The 1104-nt window shown below is 75.4% G+C and carries 2 protein-coding genes; both read right to left on the bottom strand.

Features of this window, described 5'->3' with window-relative positions:
- Window positions 1-420 precede the first annotated feature (420 nt).
- A complete protein-coding gene (locus MRQ36_RS32995; protein ID WP_278187552.1) occupies window positions 421-690 on the bottom strand; it encodes a hypothetical protein in 270 nt (89 codons plus the stop codon).
- A 9-nt stretch (window positions 691-699) separates the two neighbouring features.
- The coding region (locus MRQ36_RS32990; RefSeq protein ID WP_242801749.1) for a GNAT family N-acetyltransferase at window positions 700-1104 on the bottom strand (405 nt) is incomplete at its 5' end.

Raw genomic sequence — 1104 nt, 5'->3', positions numbered from 1 at the left:
ACCTCGGTGAGATCGACGACGATCTCCACCACGCCGGCTCGGCGGAGCACGGCGTCCAGGGCCTGGTCCAGCTCCGCGGCACTGGCCATGTCGATCTCGCCGTGCACGGCCAGGGTGACGTGTCCGGGCTCGGTGCTCTGCGTGCCGATCTGCATGACCCACCTCTGCCCGCTACCGGCCCCCGCCCATTACCGAGGGGGACCCTACCCGGCCGCACCGACGCAGCGCGGGCGCGGTCCCGCCGATAGACCGGCTGGTCGGCACGTCTTCCCAGCTCAAGTCCGCTAGCGGACAGTCCCGACCGGCCGGGGAATCCTTGTCGACCGGGCCGGCGGCACCTAGCGTCACCGGTGACGGACCTGGGAGGGGACAGGTTGCGGACCGTGGATCCGGCCCGGGATCCACGGTCCGCGCCGCCGGTCAGCGCGCGGCGGGTGCCACCGGGTCGGCGGCCCGCGCGTCGGTCTCCGTGCCGTCCGCCGGCATCTCGGGCCGGTGCTCCTCGTCGAGCATCGTGGCCTCGTCGAACGGGTCGTCGCCGCGCAGCACCGCCACGGCCCGCTCCCGGTCGAACTGACCGGTCCAGGTGCCGACGAGCACGGTGGCGACGGCGTTGCCGGCGAAGTTGGTCAGCGCCCGCGCCTCCGACATGAACCGGTCGATCCCGACGATCAGCCCGACCCCGTGCACCGGGCCGGCTCAGGGCGGGTCCACCCCGTACGACCGCCAGCCACGGTCCGGGAAGCCGGCCGCCTCGGCGACCCGGGCCGACGCGACGTTCCCGAAATCGTGCCGGTAGGTGGGTACCGCCCCCTCGTCGAGCACCCGGCGGGCCGCCTGGGCGACCAGCCGTCGGGCGAGCCCCCGCCCCCGGGCCTCCGGGGCCGTGCCGACCGCCATCTCGTGCCCGTACGCGTCGTGGCGCTTCACGCCCACGCCGGCCAGGTAGCGCCCGTCGCCGTCCCGGACCACCAGCACCGGCCGGTCGAACAGCCGCAGCCACGGTGGCAGTCCGGGCGTGGTCGGCGGGATCCACTCCCCCGCGTCGGCCAGCCGGGCCGGGGCGACGCACCACCGGTAGACGCCCTGGTGGGTGGGCCAGTC

Source organism: Micromonospora sp. R77, from assembly GCF_022747945.1.
Classification (GTDB): domain Bacteria; phylum Actinomycetota; class Actinomycetes; order Mycobacteriales; family Micromonosporaceae; genus Micromonospora.
This window is presented reverse-complemented; position numbering and strand designations above follow the sequence as displayed.